At 39.0% G+C, this 20,800-nt stretch carries 22 protein-coding genes; 11 read left to right on the forward strand and 11 right to left on the reverse strand.

The genetic code is table 11. From position 1 onward, the window contains the following. Positions 1 to 117: 117 nt before the first annotated feature. Positions 118 to 1,623 carry a glutamate--tRNA ligase gene (gltX, locus tag GJU39_RS15140; RefSeq protein WP_154281826.1) on the reverse strand — a complete coding sequence of 502 codons (1,506 nt, stop codon included), beginning with the start codon at positions 1,621 to 1,623 and terminating at the stop codon, positions 118 to 120. Between the two features lie 136 nt (positions 1,624 to 1,759). Here gltX and GJU39_RS15145 point away from each other — a divergent pair, with 136 nt between their 5' ends. The 3 genes from GJU39_RS15145 to GJU39_RS15155 are packed head-to-tail and all read left to right on the forward strand — an operon-like array spanning position 1,760 to position 3,870. Then, complete coding sequence (locus GJU39_RS15145) at positions 1,760 to 2,968, forward strand: sensor histidine kinase (protein ID WP_154281827.1); 1,209 nt, start codon at positions 1,760 to 1,762, stop codon at positions 2,966 to 2,968. Further along, positions 2,949 to 3,458: a DinB family protein gene (locus GJU39_RS15150; RefSeq protein ID WP_154281828.1), complete on the forward strand. Its 510-nt coding sequence runs from the start codon at positions 2,949 to 2,951 to the stop codon at positions 3,456 to 3,458. Before GJU39_RS15145 ends, GJU39_RS15150 begins: the two co-directional genes overlap by 20 nt. Beyond that, positions 3,448 to 3,870, forward strand: coding sequence for a hotdog fold thioesterase (locus tag GJU39_RS15155; RefSeq protein WP_154281829.1), 423 nt, complete (start codon positions 3,448 to 3,450; stop codon positions 3,868 to 3,870). Before GJU39_RS15150 ends, GJU39_RS15155 begins: the two co-directional genes overlap by 11 nt. Before the next feature lie 51 nt (positions 3,871 to 3,921). Here GJU39_RS15155 and GJU39_RS15160 read toward each other — a convergent pair whose 3' ends face one another. Continuing rightward, positions 3,922 to 4,287, reverse strand: coding sequence for a DUF6249 domain-containing protein (locus tag GJU39_RS15160; RefSeq protein ID WP_154281830.1), 366 nt, complete (start codon positions 4,285 to 4,287; stop codon positions 3,922 to 3,924). 116 nt (positions 4,288 to 4,403) lie between these two features. Here GJU39_RS15160 and GJU39_RS15165 point away from each other — a divergent pair, with 116 nt between their 5' ends. The 4 genes from GJU39_RS15165 (at position 4,404) to GJU39_RS15180 (ending at position 6,641) form a co-directional block, all read left to right on the forward strand. Beyond that, positions 4,404 to 4,967, forward strand: coding sequence for a Crp/Fnr family transcriptional regulator (locus GJU39_RS15165; RefSeq protein WP_154281831.1), 564 nt, complete (start codon positions 4,404 to 4,406; stop codon positions 4,965 to 4,967). A gap of 68 nt (positions 4,968 to 5,035) precedes the next feature. Next, the gene (locus tag GJU39_RS15170; protein ID WP_154281832.1) at positions 5,036 to 5,356 is read left to right on the forward strand and encodes a DMT family transporter; all 321 of its coding nucleotides are present in this window, start codon (positions 5,036 to 5,038) and stop codon (positions 5,354 to 5,356) included. 224 nt (positions 5,357 to 5,580) lie between these two features. Beyond that, complete coding sequence (locus GJU39_RS15175; protein WP_154281833.1) at positions 5,581 to 6,162, forward strand: RNA polymerase sigma factor; 582 nt, start codon at positions 5,581 to 5,583, stop codon at positions 6,160 to 6,162. After that, positions 6,159 to 6,641 (forward strand): anti-sigma factor family protein, encoded by a 483-nt coding sequence (locus GJU39_RS15180; protein ID WP_154281834.1) that lies wholly within the window; start codon positions 6,159 to 6,161, stop codon positions 6,639 to 6,641. Before GJU39_RS15175 ends, GJU39_RS15180 begins: the two co-directional genes overlap by 4 nt. A gap of 78 nt (positions 6,642 to 6,719) precedes the next feature. Here GJU39_RS15180 and GJU39_RS15185 read toward each other — a convergent pair whose 3' ends face one another. From GJU39_RS15185 to GJU39_RS15210, 6 genes are all read right to left on the reverse strand, one after another. Further along, entirely contained in the window at positions 6,720 to 7,247 is a 528-nt protein-coding gene (locus tag GJU39_RS15185; RefSeq protein ID WP_154281835.1) for an RBBP9/YdeN family alpha/beta hydrolase, read from the reverse strand. 102 nt (positions 7,248 to 7,349) lie between these two features. Continuing rightward, complete coding sequence (locus GJU39_RS15190; protein WP_025141747.1) at positions 7,350 to 7,541, reverse strand: cold-shock protein; 192 nt, start codon at positions 7,539 to 7,541, stop codon at positions 7,350 to 7,352. A gap of 104 nt (positions 7,542 to 7,645) precedes the next feature. Beyond that, positions 7,646 to 8,572: a hypothetical protein gene (locus GJU39_RS15195; RefSeq protein WP_154281836.1), complete on the reverse strand. Its 927-nt coding sequence runs from the start codon at positions 8,570 to 8,572 to the stop codon at positions 7,646 to 7,648. A 14-nt stretch (positions 8,573 to 8,586) separates the two neighbouring features. Next, positions 8,587 to 9,453 carry a phosphodiester glycosidase family protein gene (locus tag GJU39_RS15200; protein WP_154281837.1) on the reverse strand — a complete coding sequence of 289 codons (867 nt, stop codon included), beginning with the start codon at positions 9,451 to 9,453 and terminating at the stop codon, positions 8,587 to 8,589. A gap of 140 nt (positions 9,454 to 9,593) precedes the next feature. Beyond that, complete coding sequence (locus GJU39_RS15205) at positions 9,594 to 12,107, reverse strand: zinc-dependent metalloprotease (protein WP_154281838.1); 2,514 nt, start codon at positions 12,105 to 12,107, stop codon at positions 9,594 to 9,596. An 89-nt stretch (positions 12,108 to 12,196) separates the two neighbouring features. After that, entirely contained in the window at positions 12,197 to 13,444 is a 1,248-nt protein-coding gene (locus GJU39_RS15210) for an aspartyl protease family protein (protein WP_154281839.1), read from the reverse strand. Positions 13,445 to 13,493: 49 nt separating this feature from the next. Here GJU39_RS15210 and GJU39_RS15215 point away from each other — a divergent pair, with 49 nt between their 5' ends. From GJU39_RS15215 to GJU39_RS15230, 4 genes are all read left to right on the forward strand, one after another. Continuing rightward, positions 13,494 to 14,825 (forward strand): D-alanyl-D-alanine carboxypeptidase, encoded by a 1,332-nt coding sequence (locus tag GJU39_RS15215; RefSeq protein ID WP_245227929.1) that lies wholly within the window; start codon positions 13,494 to 13,496, stop codon positions 14,823 to 14,825. A gap of 7 nt (positions 14,826 to 14,832) precedes the next feature. Then, entirely contained in the window at positions 14,833 to 15,846 is a 1,014-nt protein-coding gene (locus GJU39_RS15220; RefSeq protein ID WP_167515701.1) for a glycosyl hydrolase family 18 protein, read from the forward strand. A 3-nt stretch (positions 15,847 to 15,849) separates the two neighbouring features. After that, on the forward strand, positions 15,850 to 16,896 hold the full coding sequence (locus GJU39_RS15225; protein ID WP_154281841.1) for an aminotransferase class I/II-fold pyridoxal phosphate-dependent enzyme: 1,047 nt from the start codon (positions 15,850 to 15,852) through the stop codon (positions 16,894 to 16,896). A gap of 611 nt (positions 16,897 to 17,507) precedes the next feature. Beyond that, positions 17,508 to 18,008 (forward strand): SixA phosphatase family protein, encoded by a 501-nt coding sequence (locus tag GJU39_RS15230; RefSeq protein WP_154281842.1) that lies wholly within the window; start codon positions 17,508 to 17,510, stop codon positions 18,006 to 18,008. 62 nt (positions 18,009 to 18,070) lie between these two features. Here GJU39_RS15230 and GJU39_RS15235 read toward each other — a convergent pair whose 3' ends face one another. From GJU39_RS15235 to tsaE, 3 genes are all read right to left on the reverse strand, one after another. Continuing rightward, complete coding sequence (locus GJU39_RS15235; protein WP_154281843.1) at positions 18,071 to 18,754, reverse strand: M15 family metallopeptidase; 684 nt, start codon at positions 18,752 to 18,754, stop codon at positions 18,071 to 18,073. A gap of 121 nt (positions 18,755 to 18,875) precedes the next feature. Then, positions 18,876 to 20,102 (reverse strand): alanine dehydrogenase, encoded by a 1,227-nt coding sequence (locus GJU39_RS15240; protein WP_154281844.1) that lies wholly within the window; start codon positions 20,100 to 20,102, stop codon positions 18,876 to 18,878. Positions 20,103 to 20,177: 75 nt separating this feature from the next. Further along, the gene (gene tsaE / locus GJU39_RS15245) at positions 20,178 to 20,594 is read right to left on the reverse strand and encodes a tRNA (adenosine(37)-N6)-threonylcarbamoyltransferase complex ATPase subunit type 1 TsaE (protein ID WP_154281845.1); all 417 of its coding nucleotides are present in this window, start codon (positions 20,592 to 20,594) and stop codon (positions 20,178 to 20,180) included. Between the last annotated feature and the right edge of the window lie 206 nt (positions 20,595 to 20,800).

Consider the following 20,800-nt stretch of genomic DNA (forward strand, 5'->3'; position numbering starts at 1 on the left):
GATTACCAAAAAATTGTTATGCTAAAATAGAAAATATTTTACGCAATATCTTTTAGTGATAATATAGATACAAAAAGGGCCAAACAACCTATGTCTGGCCCCTCTTCTATTTTATTATTAAACGTTAAATGCCGCTATGGCTTTTGCTATTCTTGCTTTTGTTTCTTCCACGCCTAATAAAAGGGCGATATCGAAAACACCGGGGCCAAATTTACCACCTACTAACATGATCCTAAAAGGTAACATCAACTCACCAGGTTTAAAACCCTTTTCTGCTGCCAAAGTTTTGAAGGCTTCTTCTGCAGAGACTGCGTCTGTTAAAGATAAATTTTCAGCATAAGCATTAAAAAATGCTGCTTTTTCTTCCGTCCATTTTGGTTTAACAGCGGCTACATCATATGCTTTGGGGCTTGCGAAAAAGTATCCGCTTTGTGCTACAAAATCAGGCAATAACGTACAACGATCTTTAATTAAATCAATAATGGTATTTAAAAACGCATCATCACTAACATTAATTTCTGCCTTTTGCAATTCGTTTTTGACTGGTACGTGCAAACTTTCTGCTGATGACTGCTTAATCCACTCATGGTTATACCATTTTGCTTTTTCGAAATCAAACTTCGCTCCGGCCTTGCTAATTCTATCAATAGAGAATTTTTCTTCCATTTCTTTTAAAGAAAATAATTCCTGATCAGTTCCATCGTTCCAACCCAACAAAGCCAACATATTTACAAAAGCTTCCGGTAAGAATCCCATTTCTTTGAATCCATTGGTGGTGCTTCCTGTTGGATCTGTCCAGTTCATGGCATACACCGGAAAACCTAAACGATCCCCGTCACGTTTGCTTAATTTACCGTGACCATCTGGTTTCAAAATTAATGGCAAGTGAGCCCATTGAGGCATGTCGGCTTCCCAACCCAAATATTTCCATAATAAAATGTGCGTTGGTGCAGATGGCAACCATTCTTCCCCGCGGAAAGCATGGGTAATTTCCATTGCTTTATCATCTACCACAACGGCTAAATGATAGGTTGGCATTCCATCTGCCTTTAATAAAACCTTATCATCTACCAATGACGTTTCGAAGCTTACATCGCCACGAATTAAATCAGTGAAATGTACAATCTCATTTTCAGGCACCTTGATCCGGATCACATGCGGTGTTTTCGCAGCAAGCAAATCTTCTACTTCACTAATGGTTAAAGTTAAAGAGTTGCGCATTTGCATCCGCGTAGTTTGCCCATATTGAAAATTAGGAATCTCCTTTCGCTTAGCATCTAATTCGTCAGGCGTATCAAAAGCATAATAAGCATAACCATCGCTAATTAGTTGTTCTGCAAATTTTCTATAACTTGGTTTGCGTTCACTTTGGCGATACGGACCGTAATTACCAGGATTGGATGGGCTTTCATCGGGCGTAATGCCACACCAGTTTAAACAATCTACAATGTATTCTTCTGCACCTTCTACAAAGCGGTTCTGATCTGTATCTTCCACACGCAAAACAAAGGTTCCGTTGTTTTTTCTGGCAAACAAATAATTGAATAAAGCCGTGCGAACACCGCCTAAATGTAGGCCTCCGGTTGGGCTTGGGGCAAATCTTACTCTAACTTTCTTATCCATAATTAGTGTGTTGAGCGGTGGGCGGTGGGCGTTAGGCGTTTGAGACGCTTATCGCCTGGCGCTAAACGCAAGACGCCACAAAGATATGTTTTTTCTGTTTTTTTCGTTTTGTTATTGTAATTTGGCTACCCAAAGCATGAATCCCTATCAAAAGAAACGCCGCTGGAAGTTTTTCCTTCTCATTTTTGCAATCTTAATTGGCATTGCCTCAGTGTTTTACACGGATTCTTTTGTAAAGAAAATGGAACGCGAAGAAGCTGATCAGTTTCACCTTTGGGTAAAAATTCAGGAACGGGCGATGTTTTTATACGATAATGATGATTATCGGGTGGTTGTAGAAACCGTAAGGGAAAACACCAAAACGCCGGTAATTATGGTAGACTCTTCCGGAGTGATCAGCTCATTTTTCGGTTTAGATAGTACAAAAACCAATTATCCAATTGCCGATACCAAGCTAACTTATGACAGTGTTTACTTTGTTCGCCAGTTGCGGCAAATGAAGGCGCAGCATCCACCCGATGAAATGAATATTTTCGGGAAAAAGTTTAAGGCGTACTATCGTGATTCGTTTGTGCTCACACAACTTCGCTATTTCCCCTACATCCAGATGACGGTAATTTTTCTTTTCCTGCTCACCGCCTATGCTGCATTTAGTTCTGCAAGGAAAGATGAACAAGATCATGTTTGGGTAGGTTTGGCAAAAGAGACTGCACACCAGTTGGGCACGCCAATCTCATCATTAATGGCCTGGACCGAATTAATGAAATCCAAATTTGATGCAGAAGATGATCCTTTAATTGCCGAAATGGAGAACGACATTAAACGCCTGGAAATCATTGCCGATCGCTTTTCAAAAATCGGATCTAAACCCATTTTAGAAGATCATACGGTTTACATTGTGATCAGTGATTTTATCAGGTATTTTAAAGTAAGAACATCTGATAAGGTAAAATTCAGTATTTCTGGGGATGAACAGGTAAGGGCATTATTAAATGTTCCTCTTTTTGACTGGGTGACGGAAAACCTATTGAAAAATGCGGCAAATGCTATTGAAAATGAGGGATCAATTTCTATCAATATTATTGAAAATTTAGCCAAAGAACAGGTTTTTATTGATGTAACCGATACGGGAAAAGGTATCCCCAGATCAAAATTTGATGCCGTTTTTCAGCCTGGCTATACTACCCGAAAACGCGGCTGGGGGTTGGGTCTTTCACTTACCAAACGGATAGTTGAAAATTATCACAGCGGTGAAATTTTTGTAAAAGAATCTGAAATTGGCAGGGGAACAACCTTTAGAATAATATTAAAAAGCAGCTTAAGATATGAACCGACCACAGCCTAACGATTACCCGATCTGGGCAGAAGCCTATATTAACAAAGTTGAGCAGGATATTTTTGAAATTCTGGAAGAACAGGTTTTTAGCCTTCCTGCTTTGTTTGAAAGAAATAAAGACAAAGAGAATTATGCCTACGCAGAAAATAAGTGGACGTTAAAAGAAATGCTCGGGCACATTATCGATTGCGAGCGTATTTTTGCTTACCGAATTACCTGTTTTGCTAGAAATGAACAACAGCATTTACCTGGCTTTGATGAAGATGACTACGTTTCAAATGCCCGTTTTGGAGAACGCAATTACGAAGACATGATTGAAGAGTTTGCCACGCTGCGAAAAGCAAACCTTTATCTTTACCGCAGTTTGAATGATGATGAACTTCATCGGACAGGAACAGCATCTGGCAGAGCCATCAATGTGAAATCAATTTTATTTGTTACAGCCGGACATATTATTCACCATTTTGGCATCTTAACAGAACGTTATCATGTGGTTTAAGGAGTTTACCGTAGAGGAATTAAACAGTCGTCCGAAAAACCATATAGGCGCATTACTTGGCATTGAGTTTACCGAAATTGGCGATGATTTTATCAAAGGTACCATGCCTGTAGATGAACGTACCCACCAACCTGCTGGTATTTTACATGGCGGTGCCTCTGTTGTTTTAGCAGAAACCCTTGGCAGCATTGCTTCTTACATGTGTATTGATCCTGAAAAGTATGTTGCGGTGGGCTTAGAAGTTAATGCAAACCACCTTCGGCCAGTGAAAAGTGGGCTCGTAACCGGAATCTGTAAAGTTATTCACCGTGGCGCGAAAACACATATCTGGGATATTAAATTATATGATGACCGGGGAAAGATGAATTGCATCAGCCGGTTAACGGTTGCGGTGATTAATAAACCTCAATAAAAAAATCGCTGCCAGCTAATTGCAAACAGCGATTTTTTATCTGTCAAATACTTATTTTGAGGGATCGGTATCAATAGCTTTCTTCTCGATGAGGAACGAAGTGATAAGTCCGAGGCCACCAAAAATACCTAAGAATCCAAAGTAAATTGCTGCCGCCTGGCCTTCTTCTCCTCGGGTAATTTCCGGACCGAAAACATTTTTTACTGTAAATAGTGCTACTAAAAGGCCAATTCCTAACCCGACCATCAACAAGCCGAATTTTAAACTTAAATAAGGCTTTGGGGCAGATCTGGAAACGCCGGGATGAATGCCTCGTTCGATCATCGCCATTTTTTCTTTGTTCGATAAATAACGGATTCCGAAAACCATTGCGAAGGTGCCCAGGAAAATTGAGATAGGTACTAATATGTCTTGCATGATAATATATGTTTATTGTGAGTTTGTATTGTTTGAACGTGTTCTGTGTATTATGACTACAGCATTTTGAAACAGGTTACACCCTGCCTTGAAAAAAATGTATAGCTTTAACAATCTTGTATCAACAACTGAAACATATAGACATTTTTAAATCGCTCAGCAATGATGCGCTGATAGAGATTTCTAAGCATGTTCTTGGAGTTACTTATCCAAAGGGAACCATCCTGATCCATGCTGATAAAATAGAACCTTACTTTTATATTCTTCAAAGCGGCGTTGCCCGGGCTTATTCGGACGGTGAAAATCAACAAATCACTTTTTGGTTTGGCGAAAGCGGAAGCGTGTTGTTTTCCTTTAACAGCTACATTAATAATAAGCCGGGCTACGAAAACATCGAGCTTTTGGAAGATTGTGCCTTGATTCAGATTAAACTCGCTGACTTATTTAACCTTTATCATGCGAATATAGAGATCGCGAACTGGGGTAGAAAAATAGCTGAACAGGAACTGATCGCAACAGAAAGGCGATTAATTGACCGATCATTTAAAGGCGCAGCAGAACGCTATCAGGATTTTTCAAATCATTCTCCATCGCTACTTAAACGGGTGGCGTTAAAACATATCGCCTCTTACCTGGGCGTTACGCAGGTAACTTTGAGTAGAATAAGAGGAGGAAAATAATTCATTTTTTAACAAATGTAAAAGGTGGGCTAACAGCTGCCTGGTATCTTTGTAGAAATACATGCTACATGAACTGGATCATTTTAATTATAGCCGGACTTTTTGAAGTTGGTTTTACCACCTGTCTGCAATTATCTAAAAATTTTACGAATATAAAGTGGACCGCAGCTTTTATTGTTTGTATCGGCCTGAGTTTTCTACTGTTAAATAAGGCCACACAAACGCTTCCTATGGGAACTGCTTATGCCGTATGGACAGGAATTGGTGCCGTTGGAACGGTAATCGTTGGCATCATCTATTTCAATGAGCCTGCTACCTTTTGGCGAATATTTTTCATTTGTACATTGATTGGATCTATCGCAGGATTAAAGTTTTTTGCAGCGCATTAGCTTTTGTCATTTTTCAGCCCATATTCAGATCTGTGGAGGAACAAAATTTTTAATTAACACAACTCCTAATCCTTTAAAATCTGCCGGAGGAAAATCGTCACTGCAAACCTATGGGCTAAACAGCATGTTGGCTTAAAGCAATCTTTTAAACAACATCGATATTAATTTATTTAAAATTATTTGACTGTAACCTCCATGCAGCAACTGTAGTCTTATGGCTAAACATGGAGCAAACAAATACAGATTTAATGCTGATCGACAGCGTATTGAACGGGCAAACCGGGCAATATTCTGTATTGGTGAAGCGTCATCAGCGATTTGTATTTACGCTTGCCCTGCGTTTCGCAAAAAACAGAGAAGATGCAGAGGAAATTGCACAAGATTGTTTCGTAAAGGCCTACAAAGCATTAGGAACATTTAAACAAACTTCGAAGTTTAGCACCTGGCTTTATACCATTACCTATACTACAGCCATGACTTTTCTAAGGAAAAAGCGATTAGATACGCTATCAATTAGCGACGATGAAACTTTTATCCAACTGGAAAACCATACTTCAGGTTTTATGGCGAATGGATACGAAAGAAAAGATAGTTATAAATTTTTAAATGAAGCCATTACGCAGTTAGCCACGGATGATGCCGCAATTATAACCCTTTTTTATCAGGGAGAGCAAAGTTTGGAAGAAATTGGTGCAACCCTAGGTATGGCACCAAACACCGTAAAAGTAAAACTGCACCGGGCCAGACAACGGTTAAAAGAAAAATTACAATATTTGTTAAAGGATGAAGTAAAAGAGCTATTATGAGCACAATAGAACAACAACTTTGGGATTACGTTGATGGAAATTTAGATGCAGCCCAGGCAAAAATCATTCAGGAAAAGATTGATAATAACCCAGAAATCAACCTTCAGTATGAAGCTTTATTGAACCTGAATCTTGCTTTTAATGAATTGGATCTCGAAGAGCCCTCCATGTCTTTCGCTAGAAATGTGATGGAAAGTGTTAAATCGGAACCTGCACCGGTAGCCCTCAAAACGAAGGTAAATACAAATATTATTTACGGCATTGGCGGATTTTTCGTGACTTCCCTCCTCGCATTATTTGGTTATACGCTTTACCATTCGAACTTAAAATTTGCAGGTTTCGATGCAGAATTAAACCTCAATATTGATTGGAATAAGATCGTGACTCCGACAGCTATTTACGGTTTCTTGTTTATTGATTTAGTGATTGGCCTGGTATTTTTGGATTATTTACTTAGGAAAAAAGCAGCTCATAAATAATTTTATTATTAGTCATCTAAAGTATAGTCATCGGATGAATACCGGAGTGATGTTTATATTCGTCCGATGGACTAAATATCAGCTCAATCTTTTCAAAATCTCCGCACCTTCATCCCATTTCCCATATCCAGAGACTGCATTAATATGGCCTGCATCACCAATATTAATGAACTCGCTTCCCCAATGCCTAGCAAAAAAAGTTGCTCTTTCGATGCTTACCCATTCGTCATTTGTACTCGCTACTACAATGGTTTTAAAATTGAATTTATCCAGCGGAACATGATCAAAACCAACTGTTGGAAACGTATATCGCGGCGCTTCCAAATCACTTGGTGCAACCAATAGTGCTCCTTTAATTATTTTTTGGTATTGCTTAGCCCAATTGGCAATTGCCGTACAACCTAAACTATGGCCGATTAAAACAACAGTAGAAAGGTCATAGCCTGATAATGCATCATCCATATTTTTAACCCAATCGGCACTGGCAGGTGCTTCCCAATCTACCTGATCAATTCTAAAGAAATTTTCTCCTGAGTTTTCAAAATGTGTTTGCCAATGGTCCGGGCCTGAATTACCAAGTCCGGGTACAATGAAATAATTCGTCATGGGTAAAAATAGTATTGGTTATTGATCAATAAAATCTCAGAAAATTTGGCAATAAAAAAGCCTCGATTGTGATCGAGGCCCCTTTGTAAATATGATAATAAATTAAATTACTTTCACATTAACGGCATTTAAGCCTTTTTTACCGTTAGCAACTTCGTACTGTACTTTGTCGTTTTCACGGATTTCGTCGATAAGACCTGTTGAATGAACAAAAATTTCGCTATCGCCGTTAGCAGGTACGATAAAGCCAAAACCTTTAGTTACATTGAAGAATTTTACTGTGCCTTCTTGCATTGTATTAAATATTAAATTAAGTCTGCAAGGTAAGTTTTAATTTTTAAAATCAAAATAAATTTCAACATTTTTTTAACGTTTAAAAAAATGTAAACATCAGATTACTAAGGGCTTTTAATTTCCTTCCCAACAATCATCACCGTAATTTCACTATTATGTGGAATTCCAAGTGTGGTTCCGGGGATAACATTAAAAAGGTTTCTGATGTAAATATCCGCCACTCCTTGCATCATCCTTTTTTTACCCTCTGCAGCCTCTGGCAATACTCCGTTTACCGTCAGGATTTTCATATTTCCGGTATAATCGACAACGGCTAAACATTCATAAGCGAAATCCTTATAAGCCCTTTGAATTTCTATCCGGTACTTTGGAAACATATAATCATAAGCGGAAGTTCTTTTTTGCAACTTATCTACCGAACTAAACTTTTCCACTTTTACAATTTTGCTTTTAGGGATAAACTGTACGGGTACTCTGGCCGCAAAAGCAGCAGTGTCTGTTCGGTTAACCACTGCAGATCGTGCTTTGATAAATAAGGTATCCGCTTTGGCAGGCCTTTGCAAAACTGACGCAGTTGTTTTCAGTTTATTTTTAATGTAAGTCTGCGCATAGAACGTCATGTTTACATCCGAACGGATATCATCGGCGATTACTTTTCCATCTACCTGGATGCGTTGAAAAACCAGGCTATCTTTACTAATGTGTTTAACCTTAAAGAATTCTTCGGCAAAGTTGTACACGTTTCCATGATCATACTGCAGATAAAATTTCTGCATAATTTGCTTTTGAGGGCTCCAGGCCATCATCGTATCTTCAGCAGCCACTTCAATAATCCAGGAAGGTTCCTGCATAAAGCCGTCTTTATTGAATGATAGATTATCGCTGAAACGACGCTTCACTTCCTCATACCGAATACCTTTCACCGGCGCAAAGGAGAAGTCGCGCAAAGTCGCATCATTCTTTTTCGACCGGGAATTACATGCTGATAGCATCAATACGATAAAAAAGAATCTTAAAATATTTTTAATCATTGGCGCTAAAATAATTATTTCTTTTTAACCAACACCACATTGGCTACTTTACGCTCGCCCTGATGGTCCCATTTTTTGTTGTCTGAAGGATAATTGATCACGCCATTATCCGGCATTCCAGCAATCCATAAGGTAGTTGAACCACCGCCATCAAAGTTAATCGTGCTCGTACAACCCAGCCACTTCATCAGCCTGGTTAGTTCTGGTAAGCTCATCCCTGCAGAATTTTCGTTCCGGCCATCAACAGTTAACAAAATTACCCTGCCATTTGGTTTGATGCCTAAACAGGTTCTCGGATGACGAAGGAGCGTGAAAGACGTCGTATCCAAATCTTCATTCTGGCTGTTGTAAGTTAATAACGGACCATTAAGCAAAACATTTTCTTCGCTAAGTTTTGTTTCCCCATCTTTGGTACCATCCCACTTTTTGATACTTATTTTACCCTTCTCTATAACCACCGCCGCTTGCTGATGTTTTGAGCGGTTATTGTTTTTATCCAGCCGGTTAGTATTAATCACTTTTCCATTAACCCGTACAAAATCAACTGACCCTCCATATTTTACATCAAAGAAATTGCCATTAAGGGCAACGATTGCTGTATCTCTTTTACCGAAATTGCCCGTAGTTACTAACTCCTTTTCCTCAGCAGCTAAGGCAAAAACGGCTTTCCTTCCTGAATTTTTTATTTCAACAAAAGAGATATTTTCATTTGCGCCAAAAAGATTTTTGTTGTTAAAATGATGGCAAAATAGTTTCACCTGCCGGGCAATTCTGGTTTTTTGCCATTTGGTTTTCACTACACTAACCGAATCTGCATTTTGTGCAAAGCCAGGAATAACATAGAGAAATAATAAAACAGTGATTAATGATTTTCTAAACATTGGAATCCGATTTTACCATAAAACTAATCATTGTGCTAAACTTCGAATTAACCCATCAATAATTATACATTCGGTTTTAGCAAAAAAAAACGGAGCGATCATTTTATTGACCTGCTCCGCTCCTTTAAATTGATTGATAATTATTTTTTAGGATCTAAAATATCTTTGATTCTGATATTTAAATCTTCATAATGTGCTTTTGTAATGGCATCTCCGGCAGCTGATCTCGCTTTAGTGGTTGCCCATAACGTTTTAAGTTCTGCCCTAACCAATGGTCTGATATCTGACAAGGCAACGTTAACAGGCGTTAAGCCATAGCTTGCCGCAGACTCCACCGGAAATCCTACCGGTAATTCAGATTCTTTAGTCATTAGATTTTCCAAACGATCTACGTAAGCACGCTGTAAATTGCGTTTAAATGCATCGGCCATGCCTGCCGCAAATACCGAAGACCTTAAATCTGTAAACATTTCTGGTAAAGTATAAGCTTTTGCCGGTCCGTTTTTGGTTTCATTATCCAATAAACGGGCAAGACGTGGTGCTGCTAACAGGTTTCCAAGCGTATTGGTTTGAACCGCTTTGATGCGGTTGAGTAAAGTGCCGTTATCAAACTTATTCAACTGATCGTTACTAATTAACCATAACGGCGTAGTAAACAATTGCTGATTAAAAAAAGTAATCGCTTCTTTTTGTTTAGTTTTTGGTAAATAAGCATAAACTGGTCCTGCCTGATCATACGTTTTGAAGTTTTCACTTAAGCCACCAACATTGGTTGTTACGTGCCCCATATAACGGTTAAACTGACCTACAATTTCTGTGTAGATTTCTTTTAAATCGCTATAATCTTTTCCTTTTTGATAAGTCCATTTTTCTACGTTTGGCAAAATGCGTTTTAAGTTAGCAATACCATAAGTACTTGCTTTCATTGCATTATCGCCTAAATCTTCGCTTTGCAAACGTGGATCAAGACTTGTACCCTGGCGACCATAGAAATACAATGGATTATCAGCATTCTTTAATACCCATTGGTTCAGGATTTCTTTTTCCTGCTCTGCAGTTTTATTTCCTGGAATCCAAGAATAGCCCCATTTAATTGACCATTTATCGTATTCACCAATTTGCGGGTGCAATTTGGTCACGCCATCACCTGGTTGGGCAATGTAATTGAAACGGGCATAATCCATAATAGAAGGAGCTGTTCCATGTTTATCAGTAAAAGCTTTAGATCTTAATGAATCTACCGGATAAGCGTAGCTGGAACCAAAATTATGGGGCAGGCCTAAGGTATGACCAATTTCATGGGATGACACAAAACGAATCAATTCTCCCATCTGTGCATCCGTAAACCTGGCTTTACGCACTTCAGGATTAATTGCCGCTGTTTGCACAAAATACCAGTTGCGCAATAAGTTCATCACGTTATGGTACCAGCCAATATGCGTTTCTAAAATTTGTCCGGTACGTGGATCACTTACATGCGGACCATAAGCATTTGCAATATCTGAAGCGAAATAACGCACCACAGAATACCTGGAGTCTTCTACACTAAACTGAGGATCTTCCAGCGGCGTTGGCGCTTGTTTACCTATAATGGCATTTTTGAAACCGGCGGCTTCAAAACCAGCCTGCCAATCGTTTATACCCTGGATTAAATAAGGCACCCATTTTTTCGGCGTTGCCGGATCAATATAAATTACAATCGGCTTAACTGGCTCAACTAGTTCACCCCTCATGTAGGCAGCAGTATCTTTAGGCACTAAATTCCAGCGGTGGATGTAAGCGGTGCGTTCCGCTTTTTGTGCATCTGTTCCGTAATCTAACTGCGACTGTCCGAAGAAGCCCACGCGGCTATCCATAATTCTTGCCTTAACTGGCGTTTTTGGCAATAAAAGCATGGAAGTATTAAACTCGAAAGTTACCGCAGCATTGCTGTTATCTGTTGGAGATTCTGCCGCCTTATACGTTTTCTCTGTTTTAACCTCAATATTGATGGGAAAGGTCTTTACGGTATCAATATAAGAACGGGTAGCATCGTATGCAATTACTTTGTAGGCTTTACGAATCTGATCTGTCGCACCAATCGCCATAATGTCGCCGTTATAAAAATCGGTTACATCAATTACAAAGCCTGTGGTATCTTTATTATAGGCCTTAATGTCAAAGCCAGCTAAAATCTGATCAAGATTAGAGTTTTTAACTGACTCATACATATCGCTATTTGGATCTGCTTTGGTGGCGTAACTCGGTACACGGATGTAAACCTGCTTTCCTCTACGCTCCCATTTCCAGACTTGTTCGTTCAATTCTTCACCACCATACTGCTGGTTGCCCACTTTTACACCAACAGGTGCCTTTGCCAAACGCGTCACCACTAGCATTTCGCGGTTTACCAGACTATCCGGTATTTCGAAATACCATTTATCATCAACCTTATGGGTTTTAAACAAGCCGTTAGTAGTTCTGGCTTTGGCCGTAATCACTTCAGAAAATGGCTTAATGCCTTCTTTTTTTGCCGCCGCAGGTGTGGCTGTTGCCGGAGTTGCCGGGGTAGTTGTTCCCTTTTTATTTTTTTTCTGCGCAAATGCTGAATTTGAACTTGCCAAACCAAGCGCAACCATACCTGCAAATGCAAGTACGCTAAGCTGTTTCTTCATTTATGAGTTAGTTTATAAGAATAATAGAGTTCGAAGTTAGCCGCTTGTTACTGCAAAATCTTTGTGTAACCAGAAAATTACTGGCTGCTTCAGATCCTTTTTTCCAGGCGCACAAATTTGAAGAAAACACGCTTGTCGCGATAGATTTCGAAAATAAGCGTTCTGTTTGGCCATGACTTAAATAACTCATTAATGTCATTTAATGTATAAGAATCAATTGATTTAAAATCAATCCCGATTATCTCATCCTGCGGACAAAAACCTGCTTTTTCTGCTGGAGAGTCTTCGTCAATTTCACCGATTAATACTCTTTTAAATTGATTCTGTTCCAGGTAAACCACCATACCAAGCATATCATGCTGGAAAGCTTTTTTACGGTTTGAGTTCGGCCTGAGGTACAAAAAACCTTCCTGATAATTGAACTGAACATCAAATTTACGCAGAATTTCTCCACCTAAATTTCCATTCCGGCTAATCAGATCAATTTTCGATGAAATGGACTCAAAATTTGGAAATCCGGTGACCACATTTGCGAAAACATGTTTACCAATATAAAATTTAGAGATTCTGCCAACAAAGCCTTTAATCTGCCCGCTTAAACTCATGCCCAGGTTTGCTTTAATTTTTTGGTCTGGAACTGGAAATGCACGGCCATCCAGCATTTCCAATGATAAGGCATGGCTGGCTCCGGTATCAATAAGCAGGCGCGTTTTCACCCTTAACGTATCATTAATAACCACTTCAGTGGCGATATAAGGTTTATTTTTTTCAATCAGGATCGGAACCTTGCTCCCACGGTATTTTACCTTGCGTTTCAGATCACTAAAAATTAATTGATTGCTGCTATACCTAATGTCTACAACAAAACTATTGAAAAAATCGAAGCCGATTAATCCAAAGATTTTTATCCCTAAATGACCAGATAAATTAAAAAAATCTTCCTTCAAAACAGCTGTTGGAATATATTTAATTTTTGCACTCCCCAACTGCGCACTTACATTTTGAGATACATAAGCATCAACATGCTCTACACCCAAACCTGATAATTTAATTTTGCGCATGGTGCTGAAATTAACCGAATCAATAATGGAAGGTTCGGTTATGATAAGTGGCCCAACGCCAGTATCCAAAACGAAATCATAGGGCCCTTTACCGTTTACAAATAATGGAATGATGATGAGATTTTTAATGCACTTAAATGGTATCGACTGTTTGGTTCTGTTGCCAGAAAACGCAAAATCCTGAGCATAAACTTTAAAAAAAGACAAAAGGAAAGCCAGGCAAATCATTACTTTGCAAAACACCAAAAAGGTTACACAAGTATATTTGGCTAACATTAAATTAAATTTAATAAATTAGTTGGCAATTATCAATTTCTAATTGAGCATGATGTTTCACAATAAAGTTTACTATTCTTTTTTCGCCGCATCCCTCCTGTTTGTATCAGCCCTAACAAGCTGTTCTACAGACCATATCATTGCTAAAAAAGTTGCTAAAGAGTTTAAAAATTCATCGGTAATTAAGCAGTATCAGGTTGGTTTCGCATTGTACAATATGGAAGAGCAGAAAATGATCTTTCAAAAAGATGCCGATAAGTATTTTACACCTGCATCAAACACCAAGCTTTATACTTTTTACGCAAGTTTAAAAATGTTACCAGAGTTAATGCCTGCTTTGAAGTACGTAGAACAAAACGATTCTTTAATTTTCTGGGGAACCGGAGACCCTTCCTTTCTTCAATTTGCTGTAAAGGATAAATCGGCTTATAATTTTCTTAAAGCCACTAATAAAAAGTTATTTTTTGCGCCAGGGCGTTATGCCGGATCTTTTTTTGGTGATGGCTGGAGCTGGGATGATTACGATTATTATTATCAGCCGGAAATTACCGAAATGCCTGTTATGGATAATATGGTTACTTCGACATACGCTGGTGCGAATAAAATCAATATCGAACCCAAAGTTTTTGCACCTTGTTTCGAAGTAGACGCTACTAAAACCACCGGCAATTTTCAGGTAACCAGAGATTTCCTGACTAACCAATTCCGCTACCCGGCAGTTCCGGTTAAGCCTGGCTATAATCAGCAAAACCCTTATAAAACCAGTACACAAACGACTGTTGAAATATTAACAGATACGCTGCATAAACCCGTTGGCATAGTTAAAATGCAAATCCCTGCTGATGCAAAAACATTGCCTGGTGCCAAACGCGATTCTGTTCTAAAACACATGATGCTGCCAAGCGATAACTTTATTGCTGAACACCTGCTTTTGGTCTGTTCCAATCAAATCGGCGATACGCTGAGTACTACAAAAGCCATTCAGCACATCACTAAAAAATACCTTTCTTTTTTGCCCGATAAAGTAAAATGGGCAGATGGATCGGGCTTATCGCGACAGAATCTATTTACCCCACGGGATAATATTTACCTGCTTGATTCGATCTATAAACTGGTAAACAACAGGGAAAAGCTTTTTGATATGTTGCCTGCCGGAGGTAAAACCGGAACGTTAAAAAATGCTTACCCTAAAACAGATCAACCTTTTGTTTATGGCAAAACCGGATCGCTGGGGGGCGTGCATAACCAAAGTGGTTATGTGTTAACTAAAAAGAGCAAAACCTATATTTACTCCTTTATGAACAACAATTTTATCAACCAAACGGCAGAAGTAAGGGCAGAAATGGTTAGAATAATGACTTATATCCATGATCAGTTTTAATCATTCTATGAAAAAAATATATTTGTTAATCTTTGCTTCTGCGCTACTAGCCATAGCATCCTGCAAAAAAAGTGATGGTCTGCCTGATGCAACGCCTGCTACGCCTTACGTTGCAGATAATAGCTTTAAAATTGTTTCTTATTTCCCAAGTTACCGTGATCCGGCGGGTGTGGCAGATGCAAAATATAAAATGATTACGCATCTTTTTTACGCCTTTTTAAATCCAAATCCAGACGGATCTTTGGCACCACTGGAGCAGCCGGGAAGGTTTGCAACGGTAATGCAAAAGGCACGCGCTAATGGTGTTAAAACCGGCATCTCTATTTCCGGAACAAAAAGCATTTTCGTAACCATGGCGGCATCAGCAGCAGCGAGAAGCCTTTTCGTTAAAAACGTGTTACTTTTTTCCACAACAAATAATCTGGATGGTGTTGATCTGGATTGGGAATATCCAAGCACTGCCGATGGATCTGCAGACACTTATTTACTGCTGGTTAAAGAACTTTCAGATTCGCTCCATCATCACCATAAATTTCTAAGTGCAGCCATTACCCCTGGTGTTTACTCGGGCAGCGTTCGCGATGGCTTAAAATCGGAAGTTTTTCCTTTGATTGATTTTTTCAACATTATGGTTTACGATGGAATTGGCTGGGATAAGGAACAACCCGTTCAGCATGCCTCCTATAATATGGCCGTTGCAAGTTTAAATTACTGGCTTGGAACGCGTGGAATGCCAAAAGAAAAGGCCGTATTAGGGATTCCCGCTTACGGCAAAAACGCAGCAAATGCCAGTAAAGCCTATCGCGAATTTGTCGCCACCAACAATGATACGAGTTTAGATTTTGCCACCATAAACGGCGTGGAATATTTTTATAATGGAACCGTAACGACCAAACGAAAAGCTATGCTTGCTAAAGAAAGGGCAAACGGCATCATGTTCTGGGAGTTTTACCACGATGATAATTCAGATAAATCGTTGATAAAAGCGGCAAATGATGCGCTTGGCAGAAACTACAATTAGGCAATGAAACCGGAATTCCAATCGATCAATCAACCTTTTTCGAACGAGATCACGATCAATGAAAAAAGTTATCTGTATTTCGGTGGCACCGCTTATTTAGGAATTCCGCAACATCAGGAATTTCAGGATTTATATGTAGAGGGTATTAAAAAATTTGGATTAAATAACGGCACAAGCCGGAGCAATAATATCCAACTCGGCATTTACAATGAGGCCGAAAAAGTAGCCGCAGCCCGCTACCATGCCGAAGATGCGCTGATCACTTCTAGTGGATATCTGGCTGCTCAGTTAACAGTTAAACACTTCGCTGCTTTTGGTGCTATAGCATATGCACCAAACACCCATACTGCGCTGTGGCTAAATGATCCGCCGCCAGTTTCTGGTACTTTTACCAGCTGGAAAAACGATATTGTTGATCAAATCAATACCTCAACTGAAAAAAACTGGGTGCTGATTAGCAATTCAATGAATAATTTGCAACCTGAAATCTATGATTTTGGTTTTTTGAATGCCATTGAACCTGACAAAAACATCGTGCTCATTGTGGATGATTCTCATGGCATTGGCATCAATAATCAGGGCTTAAGTGTACTTAACGCACTGCCCAAAAACAAAAACGTCTCCTGTATCGTGATCGCTTCCATGGCCAAGGCGTTAGGTGTAGATGCAGGTTTAGTGCTTGGCTCCAAGAAAATCATTTCGGCATTAAAGAACAGCAATATGTTTGTTGGTGCTTCACCTCCCGCAGCCGCAGGGCTCCATGCCTTTATCCGGGCAGAAGGTATTTACCAGGATCAATGGTCTAAACTTCAGAAAAACATGGCTTTACTCCATAAAAGCTTAGGTAATAAATGGAAATTTGCTCCCGGTTTTCCTGCATTTTTAATTGATGATTCAACTATTGATCAATACCTTCTGGAAGAAAATATCCTCATCTCATCCTTCCCTTATCCCACAAAAGATAGTGATCCCATCAACAGGATTGTATTGAGCAGCTGGCACGAAGAAAAAGACATTATTTCTTTGGTAAAAACGCTTTCAAAAAGATAAGGAACGGCCCTGCTTTTAATGTTAAGCATTTAATAAAATAACACTATATTTATTTTAGCTAACATTAACCAAATAGTTTTGAGCTGTGGTGTCAAACTATATCCAAGAGATCAAACAAGGAGATCATTTATCATTTGAGATAGTTTTCAAACTATATCATAAGAAAGTGTATGCCTACTTTTTTAAGAAAACGCTTTGTCAGGATCAGGCAGAAGAGCTTACCCAAATGGCTTTCATTAAAGGCGTTTAGAGCACTTAACGCCGTGCGAACCCATGCAGCTGCAACAATAAAACTGCAGCATCTTAGCTACACAAAGTGATTTAGAAATGCAGTTACCTGGAAAGAAGACTTGAATTTGCGCTGGAGGCCGATTGGTGGTTCGACATTGTGCGAACAAATCAAATGGCAGCCGTTTTTCCAGGAATCGCATCTTTTAGAGGCATTTATCCTGTTCCTCAGGCAGGATTGATAATGTAAACAACAAAACAGGCTGGCAGAACACGGGCTACTAATTAAAAATTATTTAACAGAGCCGGTAGCGCAAAAGCGTTACCGGCTTTTTTATGAAGCGATTTACCTTCTTATCGAAAAAAATTTTAATCTTTATAAAATGAAAAAGCTTATCCTACTGCTCTCTTTAAGTTTCGTATTTGCTACTATTACTTTAGCTCAAACTACCGAAGTATGGATTGTAAGGCATGCCGAAAAAGATAAGACCAATCCTGAAGATAAAGATCCGGAGTTATCTGATGAAGGCAGAATCCGGGCAGGCGAACTGGCCACATTTCTAAAGAAAATAAAATTTGATGCTGCCTTTTGCACACCTTACAAAAGAACCCGTGAAACCTTAGATTCACTGATCATCCCAAAGGTGATCAATTACAGTGATCCAAAGGCTTTAGTTGATTCGGTAAAGAAAAATTATGCCGGCAAAAAAGTAATTGTGGCAGGTCATTCAAATACCGTACTGGAAATTATCGAAGCTTTTGGCGGGAAAAGGCCGAAAGAAATGCTAACCGACGATGACTATGATTACATTTTCCGATTAACCGTAAAAGATGATAAAGCTAAAGTGAAAATGGAGCAGTTTGGACGACCGCATCATTTGTAATTCATAACGCATCCTGCTGAACTTGTTTCAGTATCTTATCTATAATTGAGACTAAAATACACTTAAAGCTTCTCAAAAGGAATATCCATCAGATTATACTGTTGCCAACCAACAAAATCATAATGCCACCATTCATTTTCAAGTACGTTTAAACCATATTTTCTCATGGTAGCAATTAGAAAATTTCGATTTTTCCTCACCTCATTGCTTACTGGTTCATAATTTGCGGCAGCCGCAGCAGAGAAGCTATCATAAGGTGTGGGCATTGGAATTTCTTTTCCGGTTTTTAGATTGATTAGTGTCAAATCTACCGCACAGCCCCGGTTATGTTTTGATCCTTTTGCAGGATTAGCCACAAAGTTTTTATCACTTGCCTTCTTGTAAAACTCAACAGTGGTTGCATACGGGCGATAGCCATCAAAAATCTTTAATCCGTAGCCTTTCTTATTTAATTCTTTTTGAATTTTCTTTAATGACTCTATAACAGGTTTCCTGGCAAAAGCCCTGGCTTGCTTGTACATCACCTGCTTCATAAAATTATTCTTGGTCGCGTAGCGGATATCCAGCGTAATATTTGGAATGGCTTTTTTAATCTCCACCAATTCATTATTCGGATTGGTTTTTACCGATGCCAGGTATTGGTTATAGGAATTTACAACAACCAGTTTCTTTACCGATACTGCCTTTTTCTGTGCAAAGCCAGAAAAAGAAAAAAGAAGAAAAAATATTAAGAGTTTGATTTTCATAAAGGCTTGGTTTTAAGCAATTGCAAAGAATTGTCAACTTTCTAACCACATTGCTATTAAAGTTGACAACCTTAATGTCATTTATTTTTTTATGAAATCTCCCGCAATGAAAAAATAGTGATTACTGATTCGAAATAACCAATAACTCCAGATCTTTAAAAGGCAGGCTAAACATATCTGCCAGATCTTTATTGGTACAATTTCCCTGGTACATATAGAGTGCCTCGCGAATGCCGGGGTTATTCCAAACCATGTTCATTAAGCCTCCAAATTCACCGATATCTAATAAAATGGGCGCAAAAATATTGGTGAGTGCGTAAGATGCAGTACGTGGGACCCTCGAAGCAATGTTAGGTACACAGTAATGAATCACATCATATTTTCTAAATGTTGGATTAGTATGGTTGGTTACTTCAGAGGTTTCAAAACAACCGCCCTGATCAATGCTGATATCAATTACAACCGAATGCGGTTTCATCCGGGCTACGGTTTCTTCCATTACGACACAAGGGCTTCGTCCGTGACTGGCACGAATAGCGCCGATCACCACATCGCAGGTTATGATGGCTTTATTTAAAACAATAGGCTGCATGACTGAGGTAAAAACGCGGCTTCCTAAATTATTCTGCAGGCGGCGTAACCGATAAATAGAGCTATCAAAAACTTTTACTTCGGCACCTAAGGCCAGGGCTGTTCTGGCTGCATATTCTCCAACGGTACCTGCACCTAAAATTACAATTTCTGTTGGTGGCACGCCAGTGAAACCACCCAGCATCAAACCTTTCCCTCCGGTTACATTGCTTAAATATTCGGCGGCAATTAAAATAGAGGTAGAACCCACAATTTCACTCATTGCCCTTACCACACTTAATACATTTCCTTCATCACGCAGGTTTTCAAAACATAAAGCATTAATCTTTTTTTGCATTAAAGCTTTCAGATAATCTTGCTTTAGTGTACCCGTTTGCAAAGAAGAGATCAAAGTTTGGCCTTTATGCATCATGGCGATTTCTTCCAGCATTGGTGGAGCGATTTTCACTATGATATCTGCGTCAAAAACTTCTTTTTTGTCGTAAACAATCTTGGCTCCCTGTTCTGCATATTCTGAATCTGAAAAATTTGCAGCAATACCGGCACCACTTTCTAAAATAACATGGTGACCATTGTTAACCAACAGGGCAACGGATAATGGCGTTAAAGCAATTCTGTTTTCCTGAAATGAAATTTCTTTGGGTATTCCGATGTTCAGGCTGTTTTTCCTGTTTCTGGTCTCTAATGTCGCTTCTTGAGTTTGCAATAAACCCTGACGAGCGATATCCGCCATGCCTTCGCGTATTCCTGTAGCCATGCTGCTTATAAAAAATGTTTTTGTTTTAGGTTGTTCAAGGTACGGAAATTCTGTTAATTAAATCAGATCAAAATGTTATACCTTACTGAAATTGAAGACCCTCCGGTTTTCATCAACGATTGAAATTTCAACTTTTATCAAATGCTCAGGCAATAATTCCGCTACCCTTTCCGGCCATTCTATTAAACAGATTCCTCCACCGTAGAAGTATTCTTCATAGCCTAAGTCATACGCTTCCTGAATGTCTTTTATGCGATAAAAATCAAAATGGTATACGGGCCCATTAGCACTGTCGTACTCATTAACGATAGAATAAGTTGGGCTGGATACCACATCCCTTACTCCCAGAACGCGACAGAAAGTTTTGATAAAAGTCGTTTTCCCGGCACCCATATCGCCATCGAAAATAAAAATTTTCTGCTCTCCGGCAAAAGCAAGAAGCGCTGCGGCAGCATCAGGTAAATTCGATAAATCGTTAACTGCTATCTCCATTTTACATCAATAAAGGCAAAAGTAATATATAAATTCATTGCTTTTGCAGTTCAATTTCAAAAGAGAGTAGCTGTCTTCTATTTGGAATAGATACTTTATCAATACAGTATTCCAGATCCTGCTCAAATGCTGGAGTCGCCCTATATCCTCTCTTTAGGGTTAAGAGGAGGTTTTATTACATATAAAAACCCAATCCATAATTAAAT

The organism is Pedobacter petrophilus, assembly GCF_009674725.1.
In the GTDB taxonomy this organism is placed as follows: Bacteria; Bacteroidota; Bacteroidia; order Sphingobacteriales; family Sphingobacteriaceae; genus Pedobacter; species Pedobacter petrophilus.